Source organism: Streptomyces flavotricini, from assembly GCF_020639365.1.
GTDB lineage: Bacteria > Actinomycetota > Actinomycetes > Streptomycetales > Streptomycetaceae > Streptomyces > Streptomyces flavotricini.
This window is the reverse complement of sequence record NZ_JAINUL010000001.1, coordinates 3,467,940-3,487,310: the sequence shown is the minus strand read 5'-3', so window position 1 is coordinate 3,487,310 and position 19,371 is coordinate 3,467,940. Positions and strand designations below refer to the sequence as shown.

Below are 19,371 nucleotides of genomic sequence, written 5' to 3'. Positions count from 1 at the left end.
AGGGCCTTCTCCCTTGTCAGGCCGGGGTGCAGACGGTGTCGGCGGGGGGCACCTTCCCGTCGAGCAGGTAGCTGTTGACCGCGGCCTGCACGCACTGGTCACCGCTGTTGTAGGCGCCGTGCCCCTCGCCCTTGTACGTGAGCTCCACGCCCACGCCGGGGCCGAGCCGCTCCACCATCTTGCGGGCGCCCTCGTACGGTGTGGCCGGGTCGCCGGTGTTGCCGATCACCAGGATGGGCGCCGATCCGGGGGCGGAGACGTCCGGGGTGTCCCAGACGCCCGGGACGGGCCAGTCGGTGCAGCTCATCATGGCCCAGCCGAGGAAGTCGCCGAAGACGGGGGAGGCGGCGCGGAATTCGGGCAGTTTCGCCTTCGTCTGCGCCAGCGTGTACCGGCCCTTGGAGTCGGCGCAGTTGATCGCCGTGTTGGCGGCGCCGATGTTGCTGTAGTGGCCCTGCTGGTCACGGCCGTTGAGCGCGTCGGACAACGCCATCAGCAGCTGTCCCTGCCCGCCTTCGGCCTCGTCCAGCCCCTGCTCCAGCAGCGGCCACAGCTCCTTGGAGTACAGGGCCTGGGCGATGCCGTTGGTGGCGGCGGAGTCGGTGAGCATCCGGCCGCCGATGCCGGGGATGGGCTTGTCGGCCAGGCTCTTCTGCAGCTTGATGATGTTGTCCTCGATCTCCTTGGCGGTGCTGCCCTGGAGCCGGCACTCGTCGCCGCGGTTCACGCAGTCCTGCGCGAAGTTGCCGAGGGCGAGCTGGAACCCCTTGGCCTGGCCCAGCGCGCTCTGCTCGGAGTTCTGGGTCGGATCGACGACGGCGTCGAAGACGGCACGGCCGACGTTCTTGGGGAAGAGGTGGGCGTAGACCCCGCCGAGTTCGGTTCCGTAGGAGATCCCGAAGTAGTTCAGCTTCTCGTCGCCGAGGGCCTGCCGGATCCGGTCGAGGTCGCGGGCGGCGTTCTCGGTGCCGACGTGGGGCAGCAGGTGCCCGGACTTGTCCTTGCAGGCCCGTTGGTACTTCTCGAGGTTCGCCAGATAGGTCTTCTCCTCCTGGGCGGTCTCGGGCGAGGAGTCCTGCGCGTAGTAGGCGTCGAGCTGCTTGTCGTCCTCGCACTCGACGGGGGCGCTGCGCCCCACGCCGCGCGGGTCGAAGCTCACGAGGTCGTACCGCGCCCGCAGCGCCTCGTACTCCTTGGCGGCGCCGGGCAGCGTACTGATCCCGGAACCGCCGGGTCCGCCGAAGTTGAACACGAGCGAGCCGAGCCGCTCGTCCTTGTTCCGCGCCTTGGCCCGGATCAGCGCGAGCGGGATCGTCTCCCCCTCGGGCTTGGCGTAGTCGAGGGGCACGTGGAGCGTGGCGCACTCCCAGTCCTTGGGCGGCGCCTGCCCGCCGCCTTCGGCGACGTCCGGAGCGGCGCACTCCCCCCACTTCAGGGGCGCGGCCCCCGGGGTCCCCCCGGCCTTGGGCTTGCCTTCGCCGCTGTCGGAGCACCCACTGACCCCGGCCAGCCCGAAGGCGACGACGACGGCCACGGCACCCCGCACCACATTTCGACCCATGCCCCCATCGTGCGACCCCCACCCCCGCCCCGCCCCCGCGCTGACCCGTTCGGGTCGGTGCGCGGCGTCTGACGGTCCTTCGAGGCCGTCGGCGTCCTTGCGGGATCGCACGCATGGAGCGCCGTGTTCAAGATGCGTGAGAGCGGCTCGCCGACGCGCTCTCCCGGCCCGGTCCGGCCTGGCCCGCCGGACGGGCGCTAGATGGCTTCCTTCCGGGTCAGGTAGTTGAAGGACAGCCAGCCCGGCAGCACCGGCAGCCAGAACGTCATCAGGCGGAACAGGAGCACCGCCGAGATGGCGACCTCCTTCTCCAGACCCGCCGCGATCAGACCCAGCGTCAGCGTGGTCTCCACCGCGCCGATGCCGCCCGGCGTCGGGGCCGCCGACCCCAGGGCGTTGCCGGCCAGGAACACCACCGCGATGCTCGCGTAGCTGATGGCCTGGCCGCCGCCGAACGCCCGGATCGACGCGTCCAGGCACATCACGAAGCAGCCGGTCAGCAGCAGCATGCCGCCGATCCCCGTCATCAGCTTCTGCGGCCGCTGCAGCACGTCCAGCATGCGCGGCACCACACCCGCGAACAGCGCCCGCACCCGGGTCGCCACGAACTTCCGCAGGAACGGCACCGCCGTCACCACCAGCACCAGCACGGCCACCGTCAGCAGACCCGCGATGACCGTCCGGGACGGCGTCATCTCCGGCGTCTTCTCCGTACCCGTCAGGTAGCCGAAGGCCAGCAGCAGCAGGACGTGGCTCGCCAGACCGAACAGCTGCGAGGCGCCCACGCTCGCCACCGCCAGCCCCGGCCGGATCCCGGCCCGCTGCAGGAACCGCGTGTTCAGTGCCACGCCGCCGACCGCCGCCGGCGCCACCAGCTTCACGAACGACCCCGCAACCTGCGCGACCACGGTCCGCAGGAACGGCACCCGCTCCGGTACGAAGCCCAGCAGGCTCATCGCCGCCGCGAAGTAGGTGAGCGCCGAGAAGGCCAGCGCGGCCCCCACCCAGCCCCACTGCGCCTCGCCGACGATCGTCGCGAAGTCCACGTGGGCCAGCTGCGTCAGCAGGAAGTACGCACCGAACGCACCCGCGATGAACGACACCAGCGTGCGCGGCCGGATCCGCTCCAGCCGGGCCGGCTCCACCGGCGCCTGCGGGCGGATCAGCAGCACCTGCTGGCGGATCTGGCTCAGCAGGTCCTCCTCGCGGGCCCCGTCGAGGGCGTCGTCCAGCGCCTTCTTCTCGGCCTTCTTCTCCGCTGCCGTGGTCGACGCCGGCTTGGATCCGGCCTTCCCGGCCTTCCCCGCCTTGCGGTCCGGCTTCGCTTCCTCGGCAGCCGACTCGCGCGCCGCCTTCGCCGCCCGCGAGGACTCCAGTACGGCCTCCCGCTGCCGGTCGGCCCGCTCCCGGGCCAGCCTGCGCAGCGTCGCCCGCGTGGAGCGGCTCAGCGCGATCGGCTGGAGCAGCGGCAGGCAGTCCGCCACCGCGTCGGGGCCGAGCACCGACACCGCCGAGGCCACCGAGCGCTCCGCGCCGATCCGCAGGCCGAGCGTGGTCAGCAGCTGCGCGATGTCCATGCGGAGCACCAGGTCCCCGGCCGCGATCTCGCCGCCGCGCAGGTCGGTGAGGACGACATTGCCGGAACGATCCACCACGAGCGCGTCGCCGGTCAGCCGCCGGTGGGCGATCCGCCGCGACTGGAGGGCCCGTACCTGCTTCCACGTGCTGCGGGTCAGGTCGTCGGTGATCTCCTCGTCGGCGAGCGCGTCGAGGGGCCGGCCGTCCAGGTGCTCGTAGACGAGCATCACCGCGTCCGGGCCGAGCTCGGAGGTGGCGATCAGCTTCGGGGCGTTGGCCCCGGCCGCGATGGCCGCGTACGCGAGGAGCGCCTCCTGCTCCAGCGCCTGGCGCAGCGACTGCAGGCTGCGCCGCGTCGTGATGCCGCGCAGGGTGAGCCGGCGCCAGACCCGGTAGAAGAACCCGTGCGCCTGCTGCTCGCGGTCGACGACGGTGACGTCGAGCGGCGGCCCGTCCTCCAGCGTGACGTGGTAGCGCCGGCCCCGGTCGCTGGCCTCCGAGGCGTCGGCGCCGTCCGGGAGCTCCGCGCGCATGGCGCTGACGGGCTTGAAGCCGACCCGGCGCAGGCCGGCGAGGAGGGTCTGTCCGGTGGGGCGGACGTTCGGCGAGCCGACGGCGTACAGGGTCCCGTACGCGACGCTCCAGCCGATGAGCACGGTCAGGATGATCGAGAACGGGGTGGTGTACCCGCTGACCAGCATCGCGAAGGCGTCGAGCAGCAGGACCACCCACAGCGCGACCCGCCAGCGGGGCCTGCGGGTCATGCCGACGGCGGTCATGTACGCGATGACGGGCGCGAGGTAGCCGTGCACCGGGTCGGTGAGGGGGCCGCCGATGCCGGTGGGACGGGTGAGGGCCTCCTGGATGGTGTCGGAGGCGGCCTGGGAGACCCACAGGTCGGTGGCCAGGGTGACGCCGTGGGCGAGGACGGCGGCGAGCACGCCGTCGGCGATGCGCAGCCCGTCCCGTTTGATCAGCCGCTCGATGGCGAAGGCCACGGGCACGAGCAGCACGGCGATGCTGGACACCAGCCCGGCGACCTTGATCAGCAGATCGGGCGCGGCGCCGGTGCCCTGGGAGATGTCGGCTTCGAGTCCGGCGGTGGTGCGGTGGGCGAAGGCGGCGATGGCGAGGACGACGGCGATGCCGAGGACGCCGACGAGCAGGCGTACGAGGTCCGAGGGGCGGTGGACGCGGGCGGCGAGCAGCGGCTCGTCGACCTCGACCTGGTCGGCGGCGGACGCGGAGGCACGCCCGTGCGTCCCGTCGGCGCCGGCCGCGGGCTCAGCCCCGGCCTTGGCGCGGGCCCGGCCGGGAGGCTCGTCGGGGAGCTTCCCGGATCCGGGGTGCGGGTCCGGGCGCGTGCCGTCGTCCTCAGCCGCGCCGTCCGGAGGGCTCACACCCTGCTCCTTCGTCGTCACTTCCGTCTCTTCTTGATCACGTATCACCAGTCACCGCCCGGAAGATGGTGGCACGGACCGACGTGCGGGCGGGGCATCAGGGTGCGTGCCGGTACGGAAGGAAACCTTCCGGGAACCGGTCCGTGATGTACGGCACCATGGGCGGAATGAGCGAAGAGCTGCCCGCGTACGCGGAGCGGGTGCTGGATGTGGCCGAGCGGATTCCGCCCGGCCGGGTGATGACGTACGGGGACGTCGCCGAGTGGCTCGGCGAGGGCGGACCGCGCCAAGTCGGGCGCGCGATGGCCCTGTACGGGGGAGCGGTGCCCTGGTGGCGCGTGGTCCGGGCGGACGGCCGGCCGCTGCCCGGCAGCGAGGTCCGGGCCCTCGAGCACTACCGCACGGAGGCCACCCCGCTGCGGCTGACCGCCGCCGGCGAGGCCCGGCTGAACATGCCGCGGGCGCGCTGGGACGGGCGGGAGGAGCACGCCGCACGGGACGAGGGTCACATCTGACAGCTTCGGCCATGCGGGGGCGGTGCGGGCCGTCGAGAGCCCGTACGGGCGACGGCGCGGGGGCGACCCGTCCCGACCTCGGGGAACTGCGCCGGCCCCGGCGGTTGCCGTAGCGTTGCCCCTTCGGCTTCGGCTTCGGCAGGCGCGGCGGTGACCGCGGCACCCGCGGGGACGGCCGTGACCGCGACAACCGCAGACCCACCAGGACCTGGACCGGCACCCCACGTGATCACCTCTCCATCCGACCGCACCGAGCGGCGGCGTACGCGGACCCCCGACGCGTACCGCCTCGTGCGCACCGGGCCGCAGCGGGTGGATCCCCCTGTTCTGGACGCAGCGCAGCAGGCGGTGGTTGACCACGCCCACGGACCGCTTCTCGTCCTGGCCGGACCGGGTACCGGGAAGACCACCACGCTCGTCGAGGCGGCCGCCGCCAGGGTCGAGGCCGGGACGGACCCCGCCCGGATCCTCGTCCTCACCTTCAGCCGCAAGGCGGCCGTCGAACTGCGCGACCGGGCCGCCCTGCGGCTCGGCGGGGCGCGGGCCCCGCAGGCCACCACCTTCCACTCCTTCTGCTACGGCCTGGTCCGCGCCCACCAGGACACCGACCTGTTCGCGGATCCGCTGCGGCTGCTGTCGGGCCCGGAGCAGGACGTGATGGTCCGCACCCTCCTCGACGGCCAGCGCCAGATCCGCTCCATCCGCTGGCCGGACGACCTGCGGGCCGCCCTCACCACGCGCGGCTTCGCGGACGAGGTCCGCGCGGTGCTCGCCCGCGCCCGCGAGCTGGGCCTCGGCCCGGCGGCGCTCGACGCGTTCGCGACCCGGCTGGGCCGCCCGGACTGGAAGGCGGCGGCCGCGTTCCTCTCGGAGTACCTGGACGTACTGGACATGCAGGGCACGCTGGACTACGCGGAGCTCGTCCACCGGGCCGTCCTCCTCGCGGAGCGCACCCCGTCCCTCGCCCTGTCCTACGACGCGATCTACGTGGACGAGTACCAGGACACGGACGCCTCCCAGCTGCGGCTGCTGCGGGCCCTGGCCGGCCCGGCGGGCACGCTGGTCGCCTTCGGCGACCCGGACCAGTCGATCTACGCCTTCCGGGGCGCCGACATCAACAACATCCTCGACTTCGAGAGCTCGTTCCCGGGAGCCGCGGTCCACGCGCTGACGGTGGGCCGCCGCTCACGGGCCGGCCTCCTGGCGGCGACCCGCCTCCTGACCACCCGTATGCCGCTCCCGCGCCTCCCCTCGGCGGCGGTCCGCGCCCACCGCGCCCTGACCCCGGTCCGGGAGGGCGGCGGGGTGGAGGTGTTCACGTACCCCACGGCCGGGGCCGAGCTCGACAACATCGCCGACATCCTGCGCCGGGCGCACCTGGAGGACGGCGTGCCGTGGCAGGACATGGCCGTCCTGGTCCGCTCCGGCGGCCGCACCCTCCCGGCGATGCGCCGCGCCCTGATCTCCGCGGGAGTCCCGGCGGAGACGGACGGCACGGACACCCCCCTGCGCCACGAACCGGCGATAGCCCCCCTCCTGACGGCCCTGCGCATCGCCGCGACCCCGGCCCCGGCCCCGACCCCGACCCCGGCCCCGGCCCCGGCCCCGGCCGCGGCGGCCCAGGCCGCCGAGGGCGCGGACGCGGAGCCAGCCGCGGGCCCGGACGCCTCGGACCCGGAACCGGAACACGAGACCGACGCCGAGACCCTGTCCGAGGCCGAGCTCCTGTCCGAGCCCGAGCCCGAGCCCGAGGCCGAGGCCGAGATCGAGTCCGTGCCCGCCGCCGGTGAGGGGTGGGTCGGGGTCGAGGCCGCGCTCGCGCTGCTGAGCTCGCCGCTCGGGGGGATGGACGCCGCCGATCTGCGGCGGCTCGGGCGGGCCCTGCGCGACGAGGAACGGGCGGCCGGCATCAAGGTGCCGGCCCCCTCCGACGTCCTGCTCGCCCGCGCCCTCGCCGAGACCGAGCGGCTCACCGCCCACGACCCCGCGTACGCCCGCGGAGCACAGCGCCTCGGGCTGCTCCTGCGCAAGGCCCGCGAGCTCCTCCAGGGCGGCGGCACCGCCGAAGAGGCGCTCTGGACCCTCTGGGAGGGCACCCCCTGGCCCCAGCGCCTGGAGCGCGGCGCCCGCCGCGGCGGCGCGGGCGGCCGCAACGCCGACCGCGACCTCGACGCCGTCTGCGCGCTCTTCGACACCGCCGCCCGCGCCGAAGACCGCACCGGCGGCCGCGGCGCGCTCAACTTCCTCGAACAGCTCGAAGCCGAGGACATCGCCGCCGACACGCTGACGGGCAGGGCCACCCGCACCGACGCCGTCCGCCTCATGACCGCCCACCGCTCCAAGGGCCTGGAGTGGTCCCTCGTCGTCGTCGCCGGCGTACAGGAAGGGCTCTGGCCCGACCTGCGCCGGCGCGGCTCCCTCCTCGAGGCCGACCGGATCGGCCGGGACGGCCTCGCCGAGCCCCTCACCCCCGGCGCGCTCCTGGCGGAGGAGCGCCGCCTCTTCTACGTCGCCGCCACCCGCGCCCGCGACCGGCTCGTCGTCACCGCCGTCAAGGCACCGGCCGAGGACGGCGACCAGCCCTCCCGCTTCCTCACCGAGCTCGGGGTCACCCCGAAGGACGTCACCGGCCGCCCCCGCCGCCCCCTCGCCGTCCCCGCGCTCGTCGCGGAACTGCGCGCCACCACCGTCGACCCCGAGGCCTCGCCCGCGCTCCGCGAGGCCGCCGCCCGCCGTCTCGCCCGCCTCGCCGCGCTCACCGACGAGGACGACCGCCCGCTGGTCCCCGCCGCGCACCCGCAGCGCTGGTGGGGGCTGTACGAGCCCACCCGCAGCAGCGTTCCGCTGCGCGACCGCGACCGGCCCGTCGCCCTCTCCGGCTCCGCCCTGGACCAGCTCGCCAACACCTGCTCCCTGCAGTGGTTCCTCGGCCGCGAGGTCAAGGCCGACGCCCCCTCCACCGCCGCCCAGGGCTTCGGCAACGTCGTCCACGTCCTCGCCGACGAGGTCGCCTCCGGCCGCACCCCCGCCGACCTCGCCGTCCTGATGGAACGCCTCGACTCCGTCTGGGACGCCCTCGCCTTCGACGCCCCCTGGAAGTCCCGCCAGGAGAAGGACAACGCCCGCGCCGCCCTGGAGCGCTTCCTGCGCTGGCACACCACCGACCGCGGGGGCCGGGCGGCCGTGGCCACGGAGCACGCGTTCGACGTCACGCTCGAAGCCGGCGACGTCGCCGTCCGCATCCGGGGCTCCATGGACCGGGTCGAGGCCGACCCGCAGGGCCGCGCGTACGTCGTCGACTTCAAGACCGGCAAGTCCGCGCCCACCAAGGGCGAGGTCGAGCGCCACCCCCAGCTCGCCGTGTACCAGCTCGCCGTACGCGAAGGCGCCGTCGACGAGGTGTTCGACGGGGTGCGCCCCGAGGCCGGCGGCGCCGAGCTGGTGCAGCTGCGCCAGGGCGCCGCCCAGCGGGAGGGCGGCGAGACGGTGCCCAAGATCCAGGCGCAGCAGCCGCTGGACGGCGCATGGGTCGGCGACCTCCTCGCCACCGCCGCCGGCCGGGTCCTGGACGAGCGCTTCGCGCCCGCCACCGGCAAGCACTGCGACCACTGCTCCTTCCGCAGCGCGTGCAGCGCGCGCCCGGAGGGCCGGCAGACGGTGGAGTGAGTCACACGGCCGGCGCCCGCGGCCAACCGGCCGTTGACCCCGGCCGGCCGGTGACCGCCCGGCCGGTGAGACGGCGGCCGGGAGTGTCGGCGGGTCCGGCTAGCCTCTTCTCGTGCCCGCGCGTCCGTCCGTCCTCACCGACCCCGAGCAGCTCAAGGAGCTCCTCGGCATCCCGTTCACGCCCGAACAGCTGGCCTGCATCACCGCCCCCGCCGCCCCCCAGGTCATCGTGGCCGGCGCCGGTTCCGGCAAGACCACCGTCATGGCCGCCCGCGTGGTCTGGCTCGTCGGCACCGGAGCGGTCGCCCCCGAGCAGGTCCTCGGCCTGACCTTCACGAACAAGGCCGCCGCCGAGCTCGCCGAGCGCGTGCGCAAGGCCCTCGCGCGGGCCGGCATCACCGACCCGGACCCTTCGCCGGCCGATGCCGACGCGGCCGGCGGCGAGCCGCGCATCTCCACGTACCACGCCTTCGCCGGCCAGCTCCTGGCGGACCACGGCCTGCGCATCGGCCTGGAGCCCAGCGCCCGCCTCCTCGCCGACGCCACCCGGTTCCAGCTCGCCGCGCGTGTGCTGCGCGAAGCCCCCGGCCCGTACCCGGCGCTCACCAAATCCGTCCCCGACCTGGTCAGCGACCTGCTCGCGCTCGACGGCGAACTCTCCGAGCACCTGGTCACCCCGGCCGAGCTGCGCGCCCACGACACGGAGCTCCTCGACGCCCTCGCCGGTGCCAAGCTCACCAACGACGACCTGCGCAAGGTCCCCGAGGCCGTCCGCGGCCGCCTCGAACTGCTGGAGCTGACCGAGCGCTACCGCACCGCCAAGCGCTCCCGCGACCTGCTCGACTTCAGCGACCAGATAGCCCTCTCCGCGCAGCTCGCCACCACCCGGCCCGAGGTGGGTGCGCTGCTGCGCGAGGAGTTCCGAGTGGTCCTGCTCGACGAGTACCAGGACACCTCCGTGGCCCAGCGGCTGCTGCTGTCCGGCCTGTTCGGCGGCGGCAGCGGGCACGCGGTGACCGCCGTCGGCGACCCCTGCCAGGCGATCTACGGCTGGCGCGGCGCGTCCGTGGCCAACCTGGACGACTTCCCCGAGCACTTCCCGCACGCCGACGGCCGCCCCGCGACCCGGTTCTCCCTGAGCGAGAACCGGCGCAGCGGCGGTCGCCTCCTCGACCTGGCCAACGAGCTGGCCGCGCCGCTGCGCTCGATGCACGAGGGCGTGGAGGCGCTGCGCGCGGCGCCGGGCGAGGAGCGGGCCGGCTCGGTCCGCTGCGCCCTGCTCGACACGCACGCCCAGGAGCTGGAGTGGCTCGCGGACTCGGTCGCGCACCTGGTCCGTACGGGGACGGAGCCGCGCGAGATCGCGGTGCTGTGCCGGTCGGCGCGGGACTTCGCGCAGATCCAGGCCGTACTGGTGGCCCGGGACGTGCCGGTGGAGGTCGTCGGGCTGTCCGGGCTGCTGCACCTGCCGGAGGTCGCGGACCTGGTCGCGGTGTGCGAGGTGCTCCAGGACCCGGGCGCCAACGCCTCCCTGGTGCGCCTGCTCATCGGCCCGCGCTGGCGGATCGGCGCGCGCGATCTGGCCCTGCTGGGGCGCCGGGCGCGGCAGCTGATCGGCCGCGCGCCGGGCGAGGTGGAACCGGACGAGCGCCTCGCGGCGGCGGTGGAGGGGGTGGACCCGGCGGAGGTCGTCTCGCTGGCCGACGCGCTGGAGACCTTCCTCGACGGTTCCGGGGCGGGGTCCTCCGCCGACGACCTGCCGTTCTCCCCGGCGGCCCGGGTCCGCTTCGCGCACCTGGCCCAGGAGCTGCGCGACCTGCGGCGTTCGCTCGCGGACCCGCTGATGGACGTACTGCACCGGGTGCTGGCCGCGACCGGCCTGGACGTGGAGCTGTCGGCGTCGCCGCACGCGCTGGCGGCACGGCGGCGCGAGTCGCTGTCCGGCTTCATGGACGTGGCGGCCGGCTTCGCGTCCCTGGACGGCGAGGCGAGCCTGCTGGCCTTCCTGGGCTTCCTGCGCACGGCGGTCCGGTACGAGAAGGGCCTGGACCACGCCCTGCCCGGCGGGGAGAACACGGTGAAGGTGCTCACCGCCCACAAGTCCAAGGGGCTGGAGTGGGACGTGGTGGTGGTCCCGGACCTGTGCGCGGGCTCGTTCCCGAAGGAGAAGGCCCCGGAGCCGTGGACCTCGTACGCCAAGGTCCTGCCGTACGGCCTGCGCGGCGACGCGGCCACCCTTCCGGGTGATCCGGCGTGGACCCCGGCAGGCCTGAAGGCGTTCAAGGCCGCGCTGAAGGAACACAAGGCGGTGGAGGAACTCCGCCTGGGCTACGTCACGTTCACCCGCCCCCGCACGCTCCTGCTGGCCTCGGGACACTGGTGGGGCCCGACGCAGAAGAAGCGCCGGGGCCCGTCCGCCTTCCTGTCCGCCCTGTACGACCACTGCGTGGCGGGGAACGGCGAGATCGAGGCCTGGGCGCAGGAACCGGACCCGGACGCGGAGAACCCGTCCCTCGCCAAGGAGTCCGCCACGGACCGGTCCTGGCCCCTTCCCCTGGACCCGGAGTCGCTGGCCCTGCGCCGCGCGGCGGCGGCCCTGGTCGAGTCGCACCTGGCCGCCCCCGAGCGGGACCCCGCCGCCTCCGCTCCCGGCTCCGAGCCGGACCCGGAGCCCTACCTGTGGCCCCCGGACTGCGAGGACCCCTCGTACGCCGAGGAGCCGGACGCCGAGGACCTCTGGGCGGCGGACGAGGCCTGGGCCGCGGTCGGGGCCCGGCCGCAGGACGAGGCCCGGCCGCAGGACGGAGCCCCGGCCGTACGGGGCGAGGCTGCGGCCGTCCCGCACCCCCGCACCGGGCCCGCCGTCCGGGGCGCGGCTCCCGCCGGTCCGTCCGACGGCGGCCGGGGTTCCGCTCCCGCGGCACGGCGTACCGCGGGAGCGGCCGCCCTCACCCCCGAAGAGGCGCGGGCCGTCGCCTCCTGGGACCGGGACCTCGACGCCCTCGAGGGCGAGCTCCGGCGTGCCCGCGCCGCCGTGCGCGACGTCGAGCTCCCGGCCGCCCTCTCCGCCAGCCAGCTCCTGCGCCTCGCCGCGGACGAGCAGGGCTTCGCCCGCGACCTGGCCCGCCCCATGCCGAAGCCCCCGCAACCCGCGGCGCGCCAGGGCACGCGCTTCCACGCCTGGGTCGAGTCCCGCTTCGACGAGCTCCCGCTGCCGCTCCTCGACGTGCTCGACCCCGCCACCGAGCTGCCCGGCTCCGACCAGGACATCGCCGACGAGGCGGACCTCGACTCCCTCAAGGCCGCCTTCGAGCGGAGCGAGTACGCCGAGCGCACCCCGTACCGCATGGAGGTCCCGGTCCAGTTCACCCTCGCCGGCCGCGTCGTCCGCGGCCGGATCGACGCCGTGTACCGGACCGAGGACGGCGGCTACGAGATCGTCGACTGGAAGACCGGCCGCACCACCGAGGCCGACCCCCTCCAGCTCGCCGTCTACCGCCTGGCCTGGGCGGAAGCCACCGGCACGCCCCTCGACCGGGTCGGCGCCGCCTTCCTGCACGTCCGCAGCGGCCGCGTGATCCGCCCCCGCGACCTCCCCGGCCGGGACCGCCTTGAGCGGATCCTCCAAGGCAAAACGGACACGGACAGTGACCGGCACCCCGACAGTTAGGCTCGTAGGCATGAGCGAAACCCCGGCGGACAGCGTCGTCCGCACCGTCCGCACGTACATCGACACCCACCGCGCCGCGTTCCTCGAGGACCTCGCCGAGTGGCTGCGCATCCCCTCCGTCTCGGCCCAGCCCGAGCACGCGGACGACGTACGGCGCAGCGCCGAGTGGCTCGCCGCGAAGCTCAAGGAGACCGGCTTCCCGGTCACGGAGATCTGGCCGACGCCCGGCGCCCCCGCCGTCTTCGCCGAGTGGCCGAGCGCGGACCCGGACGCCCCGACCGTCCTCGTCTACGGGCACCACGACGTGCAGCCCGCAGCCGTTGCCGACGGCTGGCACACCGACCCCTTCGAGCCGGTCGTCCGCGAAGGCCGCATGTACGCGCGCGGCGCCGCCGACGACAAGGGCCAGGTCTTCTTCCACACCCTCGGCGTACGGGCCCACCTGGCCGCCACCGGCGCCGAGGCCCCGGCCGTCCACCTCAAGCTGATCATCGAGGGCGAGGAGGAGTCGGGCTCCCCGAACTTCCGGGCCCTCGTCGAGCGCGAGGCGCAGCGCCTCGCCGCCGACGTCGCGATCGTCTCCGACACCGGCATGTGGTCCGAGACCACGCCCACCGTCTGCACCGGCATGCGCGGCGTCGCCGACTGCGAGATCGACCTGCACGGGCCCGACCAGGACATCCACTCCGGAGCCTTCGGCGGGGCCGTGCCCAACCCGGCCACCGTCGCCGCCCGCCTGGTCGCGGCCCTGCACGACGCCGACGAGCGGGTCACGGTCCCCGGCTTCTACGACAACATCGCCGAACTCACGGACGAGGAGCGGGCGCTGATCGCCGAGCTGCCGTTCGACGAGTCCGAGTGGCTGCGCACGGCCAGGTCGCACGCCGCCGCGGGCGAGAAGGGCTACTCCACCCTGGAGCGGGTCTGGGCCCGCCCGACCGCCGAGGTCAACGGCATCGGCGGCGGCTACCAGGGCCCCGGCGGCAAGACCATCGTGCCCGCCTCCGCCCACCTGAAGCTGTCGTTCCGCCTGGTGTCCGGGCAGGACCCGTACGAGGTCGAGGCGGCCGTCCGGGACTGGGTCGCGGCGCGGATCCCGGACGGCATCCGGCACTCCATCGTCTTCGGCGCCCCCACCCGGCCCTGCCTGACGCCGCTGGACCACCCGGCGCTGCAGTCCGTCGTACGGGCCATGGGGCGGGCGTTCGGGGAGAAGGTCCGCTTCACCCGCGAGGGCGGCTCCGGACCGGCGGCCGACCTCCAGGACGTACTGGACGCGCCCGTCCTGTTCCTCGGCATCTCGGTGCCGTCCGACGGCTGGCACTCGCCCAACGAGAAGGTCGAGCTGGACCTGCTCCTCAAGGGCGTCGAGACGGCCGCCTACCTGTGGGGCGACCTGGCCGCCTCCCACGGGAAGCCCGCCTGACGCACCCACGGCCGCACCGCTTCACCGAGTTCACCGCGCTCACCGAGCCACGCGTAACGAGTCACGAGTCACTGAGCCTGCCTGTCCCACCACCGGGGGAGTTGGAAGTACCTGTGAGCACCCATACCGAGCACCCGATCTCGCTCGCCGCGCCCAGCGGAATCGACCGCGCCGCGCACCACCGCCTCGACGAGGCCTGGCTCGCGGCGGCCTGGAGCCACCCGACGACCCGCGTCTTCGTGGTCTCCGGTGGTCAGGTCCTGATCGACGACACCCCCGACGGGGGGACCGGGATCGTGATGACCCCGGCCTTCGAGGCCCCGGTCACCGAGACGCACCGCTATTTCCTGGGCACCGACGACGACGGCGTACGGTACTTCGCGCTCCAGAAGGACTCCCTTCCCGGCCGGATGGACCAGTCGGCGCGGGCGGCCGGCCTGCGCGAGGCCGGGCTGCTGCTGTCCCCGCGCGACGCCGGGCTGATGGTGCACGCGGTGGCCCTGGAGAACTGGCAGCGGATGCACCGCTTCTGCTCCCGCTGCGGCGAGCGCACGGTGGTCGCGGCCGCCGGGCACATCCGCCGCTGCCCGGGCTGCGGCGCCGAGCACTACCCGCGCACCGACCCCGCGGTGATCATGCTGGTCACCGACGAGCACGACCGTGCGCTGCTGGGCCGCCAGGTGCACTGGCCGGAGGGGCGCTTCTCGACGCTGGCCGGGTTCGTGGAGCCGGGCGAGTCGATCGAGCAGTCGGTCGTGCGCGAGGTGTGGGAGGAGGCGGGCATCAAGGTCGGCGAGGTCGAGTACGTGGCCAGCCAGCCCTGGCCGTTCCCGTACAGCCTGATGCTGGGCTTCACGGCGCGCGCCACGACCACCGAGATCACGGTCGACGGCGAGGAGATCGAGGAGGCCCGCTGGTTCTCCCGCGAGGAGCTGCGCGCCGCGTTCGAGTCGGGCGAGATGCTGCCGCCGTCGGGGATCTCCATCGCGGCCCGCCTGGTCGAGCGCTGGTACGGGGAGCCGCTGCCGCGCCCGGTCGCGTAGAACAGGTCGCGTGGGACCGGTCGCGTGAGATCCGTCGCGCAAGACCGGTCGCGTAAGACCGGTCGCGTAAGACTCGTCACACGGCGGCGCGCACGGCCCGCCACAGGCAGAAGGCCCCCGCACATGGCGGGGGCCTTTCTGCGCGCGCACTGCGCCGAGCTGCGGATCAGACGGCGAGCGCCTGCTTGACCTGGGCCAGGCTCGGGTTCGTCATGACCGACTCGGCTCCGGCGGCGGACTTCACGAGCACGGTCGGGACCGTCTGGTTGCCGCCGTTCGCCTTCTCGACGAACGCCGCGGACTCGGGGTCCAGCTCGATGTTGATCTCGTTGTACGCGATGCCTTCCCGGTCCAGCTGGGTCTTCAGCCGGCGGCAGTAGCCGCACCAGGTCGTGCTGTACATCGTGACGGAACCCGTGTCCTGCATGCTGCGCTCTCCTCTGTGGGGTCTGGGTGGTCCGAGTACTCGAACGTACGGGACCGCGGGGCCATTCCCGCACCCGCGTCGCGGCGGGGACGTCCGAGTACGTCACGTACGCCCGGTCCGTCAAGTGCGACGGTGCGATGAACGCACGCACCCTGTGGACAACTTTCCCGGCCGCCCCCCGGGACCTGGCAGCATGGCGGGGTGACATCAGCAACGCATCCCTCATCCTTCCCCGCCGGCGCGGATTCGGCCGACGCGGTGCTCCTGGGCCTGGACCCGGAGCAGCGCGAGGTCGCGACGACCCTGCGCGGGCCGGTGTGCGTGCTGGCGGGCGCGGGCACGGGCAAGACCCGGGCGATCACCCACCGCATCGCCTACGGGGTCCGCTCCGGGCAGCTGATGCCGGCCAGCGTGCTGGCCGTCACCTTCACCAACCGCGCCGCCGGCGAGATGCGCGGCCGCCTGCGCTCCCTCGGCGCGGGCGGGGTGCAGGCGCGGACGTTCCACTCCGCCGCCCTGCGCCAGCTCCAGTACTTCTGGCCCAAGGCGATCGGCGGAGACGTGCCCCGGCTCGTCGAGCGCAAGGTCCAGCTCGTCGCCGAGGCCGGCGCCCGCTGCCGCATCCGGCTCGACCGCGGCGAGCTGCGCGACGTCACCGGTGAGATCGAGTGGGCGAAGGTCACCCAGACCGTGCCCTCCGACTATCCGGCGGCCGCCCTCAAGGCGGGCCGCGAAGCCCCCCGGGACATGGCGGAGATCGCCCAGATCTACGGGACGTACGAGCAGCTCAAGCGTGACCGCGGCATGATCGACTTCGAGGACGTGCTGCTGCTCACGGTCGGCATCCTCCAGGACCGCCACGACATCGCCGAGCAGATCCGCACCCAGTACCAGCACTTCGTGGTGGACGAGTACCAGGACGTCAGCCCGCTCCAGCAGCGGCTGCTGGACCTGTGGCTCGGCGAGCGCGACAGCCTCTGCGTCGTCGGCGACGCCAGCCAGACGATCTACTCCTTCACCGGCGCCACCCCGGACCACCTGCTGAACTTCCGCACCCGCTACCCGCAGGCGACCCTCGTCAAGCTGGTCCGCGACTACCGCTCCACCCCGCAGGTGGTCCACCTCGCGAACGGGCTCCTCGCCCAGGCCAGGGGCCGCGCCGCCGAGCACCGCCTGGAGCTGGTCTCCCAGCGCGAGCCCGGCCCCGACCCGGTCTACGCCGAGTACCCGGACGAGCCCGCCGAGGCCGAGGGCGTCGCCCTGCGGATCAGGGACCTGATCGCGGCGGGCGTCCCGGCCGGCGAGATCGCCGTGCTCTACCGCATCAACGCCCAGTCCGAGGTCTACGAACAGGCCCTCGCCGACGCCGGCGTCCCGTACCAGCTGCGCGGAGCCGAGCGCTTCTTCGAGCGCCCCGAGGTGCAGAAGGCGATCCTCGCCCTGCGCGGCGCCGCCCGCTCCGGGGGCAACGACCCGCTGCTCGAGGACGTCGTCGAGCTCGGCTCCCAGGTCCGGGCCGTGCTCAGCTCCACCGGCTGGACCACCGAGCCGCCCGCCGGCTCCGGCGCCGTCCGCGACCAGTGGGAATCGGTGGCCGCCCTCGTCCGGCTCGCCGAGGACTTCGCCCGCGGCCGGCCCGGGGCCACCCTGGCGGAGCTGACCGTCGAGCTGGACGAGCGCAAGGCCGCCCAGCACGCCCCGACCGTCCAGGGCGTCACCCTCGCCTCGCTGCACGCCGCCAAGGGCCTGGAGTGGGACGCCGTGTTCCTGGCCGGCCTCACCGACGGCATGCTGCCGATCACGTACGCCAAGACCGACGAGCAGGTGGAGGAGGAGCGCCGGCTGCTCTACGTCGGCGTCACGCGGGCGCGGCTGCACCTGACGCTCTCCTGGGCGCTCTCCCGGGCCCCGGGCGGCCGGGCCTCCCGACGCCCCAGCCGCTTCCTGAACGGCCTGCGGCCGGGCTCTGCGGCCCCGGGCAGCCGGCAGGGCGCCGAGCCCGAGAGAGGGGTCCGCAAGCGCGGGCGCCGCGGACCGGCGCTGTGCCGGGTCTGCGGCAAGACCCTCACCGAGGCGGCCGAGCTGAAACTGATGCGCTGCGACGACTGCCCGTCCGACATGGACGAGGGGCTCTACGAGCGGCTGCGGGAGTGGCGCGCGGGGCAGGCGAAGGAGCAGGGGCTGCCCGCGTACTGCGTCTTCACGGACAGGACCCTCGTCGCGATCGCGGAGGCCCAGCCGTCCGAGGCGGGCGAGCTCTCGATGATCTCTGGAGTCGGCGGCCGCAAGCTCGACCGGTACGGAGCCGACGTCCTGGCCATCTGTGCAGGTCAGGAGCTTGGGGGCGCGGATTCTGACGACGCGTAGAAACTCGTCGGAAAAATAGTTTGCACATGCCCGGCGAATCCCCATAGGTTCTTAGCAACGGAAACGGTGGCTTCTCCGAAGCTCCGGATCCGTGCTGTACTTATCCGAATACGCATGGGACAGGCCCCCGGGCCCCGTCCCCGAGACGCCGAGAGGAGGCGAGACCAGTGACCAGCTTCATCACCACCACCAAAATGACCGATCGCTCGGTCGCCGCTTCCTGCACGCTCGGCTCCTCCTCGCTCCTCCCGCTCCTGGGTACCGGTCTGTCCGCGATTTCCGCTGACAGCCGCGCCCTGCTGGCCGCGCCCTCCGCGCTCCTGGCGAGCGAGCGGAATGAGCGACCGACCCAGGCACCGGTGGCAGTACTGGAAGCCCAGGCGCACGGCGCCTATGGGTTTGCGGCCGCAGCCGGTGCCGGATCCAAGACGACGCAGACGAAGCAGCAGCACCACCTGATGTGGGCCTTCCGTGGGCTCGAACCCTGGAGTGATCCAGCCTGATCCATGATCAGGCCGGCGCCTTCAGGGCCGCGGAACCCCACCCGGGATCCGCGGCCCTTCTGTTTGTCCCCGACCGGGGGACGACGGCACGAAGGAGCCTCGGGACTGGCAAGACCAGGTACCAGCCGCCCCCGGCCGAACCCGGCCGGAACGACTAGCCAACAAAGACGAGGAAGAAAACACCGTGCAACTCGAAGCGCACGCCCCGTCCGTACCGCAGACCCAGACGATCTCCCCGCCCGCAGTCCCGGAGGACTCCACCTTGACTCCCCTCACCGCGCTGACCGCGCTCGACGACGCCATCGAGAACCTCGGCGTACCCGTCGCCTGCCGTACCTACGACCCCGAGGTCTTCTTCGCCGAGTCCCCCGCGGACGTCGAGTACGCCAAGTCCCTCTGCGCCACCTGCCCGCTGGTCGAGGCCTGCCTCGCCGGTGCGCTCGAGCGCCGCGAGCCCTGGGGTGTCTGGGGTGGCGAGCTGTTCGTCCAGGGCGTTGTCGTAGCCCGGAAGCGCCCCCGTGGCCGTCCGCGCAAGAACCCGGTTGTCGCGGCATGACCGCCATCGGAACCATCGACCGCCCCGTGACGCACGACCCCTTGAAGCAGGCCCTCATGACCGCCCACACGACGAGCGAGCAGCCGCACGGCTCCGCCCACGCAGACTTCATCACCGCCGGCGCGATCACCTCGCGTCAGAACAGGACCCGAGAAATGCAACTCATCCCAGAAGCCCTGGCCCGTGCCCATATGGACGACCGCATGCGCGAGGTCGACGCCGAGCGTCGCGCCGTGCGCCTGGTCGCCGCCCGCCGCATGCAGCGGCGTGCCGAGCGCGTCTCGCTGCGCGCCCGGCGGGCCCTCGCCATGGCCGTCATGCACTGATCAACCGCTGAACCGCCGCTGACCAGCGGCACAGCAGCGTACGGGGGACCGGTCCGAACGGACCGGTCCCCCCGGTGCGTTGCGGACGGCTCTCCACCCCTCGCGGGGATATCGTCTGGAGGTGGACCAGCCGAATCCCCACCCCGCCCCGTCGGGACCCGAGGCCCAGCCCGTCGTCTGCGCGCGCTGCGGCAAGAAGGCCCCCGACGGCGCCCCGCCCACCTGGACCTGCTCGGTGGAGAACGGGACCAGACAGTACTTCTGCGTCGACTGCGCGCGAGCCAACCTCAGGGCGATCGAGGGCCGCCTCGACTCCTCCTGGTGGTGAACCGG

Annotated in this window: 13 protein-coding genes; 10 read left to right on the top strand and 3 right to left on the bottom strand. The window is 73.8% G+C overall.

Annotation, left to right across the window (positions count from 1 at the left end):
- Positions 1-16: 16 nt before the first annotated feature.
- Both K7B10_RS15495 and K7B10_RS15490 read right to left on the bottom strand, forming a co-directional pair.
- Positions 17-1,561, bottom strand: a complete 1,545-nt coding sequence (locus tag K7B10_RS15495) for an alpha/beta hydrolase (RefSeq protein ID WP_229336608.1) — start codon at positions 1,559-1,561, stop codon at positions 17-19.
- A gap of 197 nt (positions 1,562-1,758) precedes the next feature.
- A complete protein-coding gene (locus K7B10_RS15490; RefSeq protein WP_372481416.1) occupies positions 1,759-4,539 on the bottom strand; it encodes a lysylphosphatidylglycerol synthase transmembrane domain-containing protein in 2,781 nt (926 codons plus the stop codon).
- Positions 4,540-4,697: 158 nt separating this feature from the next.
- Here K7B10_RS15490 and K7B10_RS15485 point away from each other — a divergent pair, with 158 nt between their 5' ends.
- The 5 genes from K7B10_RS15485 to nudC all read left to right on the top strand — a co-directional run bounded on the left by K7B10_RS15485 (position 4,698) and on the right by nudC (position 14,859).
- Positions 4,698-5,054, top strand: coding sequence for an MGMT family protein (locus K7B10_RS15485; RefSeq protein ID WP_308284688.1), 357 nt, complete (start codon positions 4,698-4,700; stop codon positions 5,052-5,054).
- 228 nt (positions 5,055-5,282) lie between these two features.
- Entirely contained in the window at positions 5,283-8,720 is a 3,438-nt protein-coding gene (locus tag K7B10_RS15480) for an ATP-dependent helicase (protein WP_372481552.1), read from the top strand.
- A 112-nt stretch (positions 8,721-8,832) separates the two neighbouring features.
- Positions 8,833-12,390 (top strand): ATP-dependent helicase, encoded by a 3,558-nt coding sequence (locus tag K7B10_RS15475; protein WP_229336606.1) that lies wholly within the window; start codon positions 8,833-8,835, stop codon positions 12,388-12,390.
- Positions 12,391-12,400: 10 nt separating this feature from the next.
- A complete protein-coding gene (locus K7B10_RS15470; protein ID WP_229336605.1) occupies positions 12,401-13,816 on the top strand; it encodes a dipeptidase in 1,416 nt (471 codons plus the stop codon).
- 101 nt (positions 13,817-13,917) lie between these two features.
- Complete coding sequence (nudC, locus tag K7B10_RS15465; RefSeq protein WP_267501400.1) at positions 13,918-14,859, top strand: NAD(+) diphosphatase; 942 nt, start codon at positions 13,918-13,920, stop codon at positions 14,857-14,859.
- 166 nt (positions 14,860-15,025) lie between these two features.
- Here the strand turns inward: nudC and K7B10_RS15460 are convergent, their stop codons facing one another.
- Positions 15,026-15,286, bottom strand: coding sequence for a mycoredoxin (locus K7B10_RS15460; protein WP_030153502.1), 261 nt, complete (start codon positions 15,284-15,286; stop codon positions 15,026-15,028).
- 201 nt (positions 15,287-15,487) lie between these two features.
- Here K7B10_RS15460 and K7B10_RS15455 point away from each other — a divergent pair, with 201 nt between their 5' ends.
- The 5 genes from K7B10_RS15455 to K7B10_RS15435 all read left to right on the top strand — a co-directional run bounded on the left by K7B10_RS15455 (position 15,488) and on the right by K7B10_RS15435 (position 19,366).
- Complete coding sequence (locus K7B10_RS15455) at positions 15,488-17,653, top strand: ATP-dependent DNA helicase UvrD2 (protein WP_229336603.1); 2,166 nt, start codon at positions 15,488-15,490, stop codon at positions 17,651-17,653.
- Between the two features lie 167 nt (positions 17,654-17,820).
- Complete coding sequence (locus K7B10_RS15450; RefSeq protein ID WP_030153504.1) at positions 17,821-18,156, top strand: hypothetical protein; 336 nt, start codon at positions 17,821-17,823, stop codon at positions 18,154-18,156.
- A 184-nt stretch (positions 18,157-18,340) separates the two neighbouring features.
- Positions 18,341-18,712: a WhiB family transcriptional regulator gene (locus K7B10_RS15445; RefSeq protein ID WP_030153506.1), complete on the top strand. Its 372-nt coding sequence runs from the start codon at positions 18,341-18,343 to the stop codon at positions 18,710-18,712.
- Positions 18,709-19,038: a putative WhiB-interacting protein gene (locus K7B10_RS15440; protein ID WP_229336602.1), complete on the top strand. Its 330-nt coding sequence runs from the start codon at positions 18,709-18,711 to the stop codon at positions 19,036-19,038. Before K7B10_RS15445 ends, K7B10_RS15440 begins: the two co-directional genes overlap by 4 nt.
- A 121-nt stretch (positions 19,039-19,159) precedes the next feature.
- A complete protein-coding gene (locus K7B10_RS15435) occupies positions 19,160-19,366 on the top strand; it encodes a hypothetical protein (RefSeq protein ID WP_099889587.1) in 207 nt (68 codons plus the stop codon).
- Positions 19,367-19,371: the final 5 nt, after the last annotated feature.

Excerpts from the sequence above, each read along its gene's own strand:
- K7B10_RS15470 (WP_229336605.1), top strand. The coding sequence starts at position 12,401 with ATGAGCGAAACCCCGGCGGACAGCGTCGTCCGCACCGTCCGCACGTAC.
- K7B10_RS15485 (WP_308284688.1), top strand. The coding sequence starts at position 4,698 with ATGGGCGGAATGAGCGAAGAGCTGCCCGCGTACGCGGAGCGGGTGCTG.
- K7B10_RS15495 (WP_229336608.1), bottom strand. The coding sequence starts at position 1,561 with ATGGGTCGAAATGTGGTGCGGGGTGCCGTGGCCGTCGTCGTCGCCTTC.
- K7B10_RS15440 (WP_229336602.1), top strand. The coding sequence starts at position 18,709 with ATGACCGCCATCGGAACCATCGACCGCCCCGTGACGCACGACCCCTTG.
- K7B10_RS15460 (WP_030153502.1), bottom strand. The coding sequence starts at position 15,286 with ATGCAGGACACGGGTTCCGTCACGATGTACAGCACGACCTGGTGCGGC.